Here is a 2,988-nt window from a genome sequence, read left to right on the forward strand (position 1 = left end):
AGACTCAAGTGTTTTTTACGACGAAGAACGATCATATATCGACGCGTATCGACCATGTCAATCAGGTCAATTCCGTGAGTAATACCATCGGCGTTTATTTGGGGTTAAATACGGAGCTTATCAGCGCCATTGCATTGGGTCATGATTTGGGTCATTCACCCTTCGGGCATTTGGGCGAGCGGATCTTGCAGAAAATCAGTCATGACGAGGCGGGACAGCGTTTTTGGCATGAACAGCAGGGACTGCACGTCGTAGATTCCATTGAAACCTTGCTGGATCCGACGGGAAAGACACAGAATCTCATGCTTACTTATGCGGTTAGAGACGGCATTATCAGTCATTGCGGCGAAGTCCGGTCGACGGTAATAAGACCCCGTGAAGAGGCCATGGATTTAAACGACATTGAGCGACCCAGCCAGTATGCTCCCTACACGTGGGAGGGGTGTGTCGTAAAAATTGCCGATAAAATTGCATACTTGGGTAGAGATATTGAAGATGCCGTACGCCTCGGCATTTTGAAAGAAGACGGCAAGCCCTTACAGGACTTGTTAAAAGAACTGAACAGTTACAGCAGGGAGCCTATTCAGTCGGTGACGAATACGTCCATTATGTATCCTCTTATTACGGATATTTGCCGCGAAAGTTCTCCCGAAGCGGGCTTGGTTCTGTCGCAGTCGCATATTAATATGATGGATGCGGTCATGCGATTCAATTACGCACACATTTATAAGAATAAGAGGCTGGAAGTGTATCATGCTTATGCGCGCCTCATTCTTGAATCGGTGTATAAGCTTTTGCGCGAGTGTTATGACGGCACGGAAACGATGAACAATCTCCGAATTCTTGCCAAAGATTATCCCACCTTGGGGCGACATTTTGAAAAGCGTATGAAAAAGTTCTCCGACTCGGGTCGTCTCGAAGCGGATCCCGATGAATACGGTAACAAGGTGATTTACAAAATATCGGATAGCGAAGATGACTATAAGAAGGCGTGCATTGACTATATTGCCGGCATGACGGATACCTATGCCGAAAAGATTTTCGGTGAAATGACGACCTTTTAAACGCTCCGGCATATTTCCGGTTATGGCGTTTTGGGCCTTGACAGATATCGGAGCCATGCGTATAATATGTTGTGTTACAGATTAAGCAGAAGCCGTCCGCTTCTCACCTTACAAGACGCACAGTTACTAAGGTTATATGTCGGTCATATATGAGCGGGCAGCTATGCTGTTCGCTCTTTTTTTTGCGGAGGTGAAAGATTATTAGTAAAGAATTGCGTATCAACGATCAAATCAGAGCTAAGGAAGTACGTTTGGTAAGCGATACGAATGAACAGCTCGGTGTTATGTCTTTGCGCTCTGCACGTCAGATTGCGGAAGAACGGCACTTGGACCTGGTTGAAATTGCAGCCAATGCCAAACCGCCCGTTTGCCGTATTATGAACTACGGAAAGTACCGGTATGAACAACAGAAACGGGAAAAGGAAGCAAAGAAAAAACAAAAGGTCCTGACGTTGAAGGAAGTAAAATTACGTCCCAACATTGAAGACCATGACTTTTACGTCAAAATGAAAGCGGCACAACGTTTTCTCGATGAAGGCAGTAAGGTCAAGGTTACGATTATGTTCAGAGGCCGCGAAATGAGCCATCCCGAGTTGGGTGAAAAGTTGCTTATTCGCTTTGCCGATGAGTTGAAAGAAGTCGCTCATGTTGAAAAGGCACCTAAGATAGAAGGCAGAAACATGACTATGGTCATAGCTGTCAATAAGGCGAAGTAAGAGGAGGAAATTATATCATGGGTAAATTAAAAACCCGCAGCGCTGCGGCAAAAAGATTCAGTGTAACAGGTTCGGGCAAGTTTAAAAGAGCAAAAGCTTATAAGAGCCATATTTTGGAAAAGAAATCTCCGAAACGTAAACGTAATCTGCGTAAAGCCGCTCTCGTTGCTAAGAGCTATTCGGATGCGGTTCGCAAGATGTGCCCCTTCATTTAATACGTTATTACACTTAAGAGATTGGGAGGAATTATATAATGGCTAGAATTAAAGTCGGTGTTACAGCACACGCTCGTCATAAAAAAATCATTAAAATGGCAAAAGGCTATCGCGGTACGCGTAGCCGTCTCTTCAAAAAGGCTAACGAAAGCGTAATGAAGGCTCTCTTCTACGCTCGTCGTGACCGTCGTCAGAAGAAACGTGAATTCCGTAAATTATGGATTGCCCGCATCAATGCGGCAACTCGTGCAAACGGCATGAGCTACAGCCGTTTCATCAACGGCTTGACGAAAGCAGGCGTTGAAGTAAATCGTAAAATGTTGGCAGACTTGGCTGTTAACGATGCAGCCGCCTTCGCTAAGTTGGTTGAAGTAGCGAAAGCTCAGTAAGATAAGGAAAAGCCGCTCATATAAGAGCGGCTTTTTTGTTTAGGCCTTATCGCAAAGAAAGAAATCTTCCCAGTCGGTCGGAAGCGGTCGGTCGCGCCGCATAATGCAGTACGAGTCGATTTTAGGCGGTGCGAAATCAAGAAGGGGAATGATGCGAATGCCGGCGGATACCGCCGGGTCCTGTAAGAGGCTGGCCGGCAAAAAGGTATAGCCCAGCCCCTCGCGTACATAGGCGGGCAGCTTGGTGCTGTTGTCGATTTCCAGGCGGAAGCGGTGGTGTTTGGGGAAGAGATCGCGAATGTACAGACCCAACCCTTGAAGGGCAAAGTTGGAGAAGAGGTAGTCGATTTCGGGAAGATTTTCTTTGGAAATTCCGTCGGCCCAGGTTGTGTCATCGGCAGTACAGACGAGGCAGAGATCTTCACTGTAATAAGGACGGCACCAGTAACCGTCTCCATAAAAGGAAACGAAGGAAAAGACCATATCCAGGTTCCCTTTTTTTAAAGACTCGATCATCTCCGTCGTATGACCGATGTTCAATATAATCGTGCTTAGAGGTTTGGCTTTCATCCACTTTCGCAGAGCGTGTTGCAGGCGGCACTCG

5 protein-coding genes and 1 other annotated feature are annotated in these 2,988 nt (G+C 46.4%); of the genes, 4 read left to right on the plus strand and 1 reads right to left on the minus strand.

Features of this window, described 5'->3' with window-relative positions; all coding sequences use genetic code 11:
- The 4 genes from PGX78_RS05865 to rplT form a co-directional block, all read left to right on the plus strand.
- The coding region (locus PGX78_RS05865) for an HD domain-containing protein (protein WP_270445861.1) at positions 1-1,064 on the plus strand (1,064 nt) is incomplete at its 5' end.
- A gap of 77 nt (positions 1,065-1,141) precedes the next feature.
- Positions 1,142-1,252 (plus strand) — a sequence feature (ribosomal protein L20 leader region).
- Between the two features lie 24 nt (positions 1,253-1,276).
- Complete coding sequence (infC, locus tag PGX78_RS05870; RefSeq protein ID WP_006942151.1) at positions 1,277-1,780, plus strand: translation initiation factor IF-3; 504 nt, start codon at positions 1,277-1,279, stop codon at positions 1,778-1,780.
- Positions 1,781-1,797: 17 nt separating this feature from the next.
- On the plus strand, positions 1,798-1,995 hold the full coding sequence (gene rpmI / locus PGX78_RS05875; protein ID WP_006942152.1) for a 50S ribosomal protein L35: 198 nt from the start codon (positions 1,798-1,800) through the stop codon (positions 1,993-1,995).
- Between the two features lie 38 nt (positions 1,996-2,033).
- Complete coding sequence (rplT, locus tag PGX78_RS05880) at positions 2,034-2,384, plus strand: 50S ribosomal protein L20 (protein WP_006942153.1); 351 nt, start codon at positions 2,034-2,036, stop codon at positions 2,382-2,384.
- Between the two features lie 39 nt (positions 2,385-2,423).
- On the opposite strand, the gene PGX78_RS05885 is transcribed toward rplT, so the two are convergent.
- The coding region (locus tag PGX78_RS05885; RefSeq protein ID WP_270445862.1) for a substrate-binding domain-containing protein at positions 2,424-2,988 on the minus strand (565 nt) is incomplete at its 5' end.

The organism is Megasphaera sp. AF13-6AC, from assembly GCF_027685385.1.
Classification (GTDB): Bacteria; Bacillota; Negativicutes; order Veillonellales; family Megasphaeraceae; genus Megasphaera; species Megasphaera micronuciformis.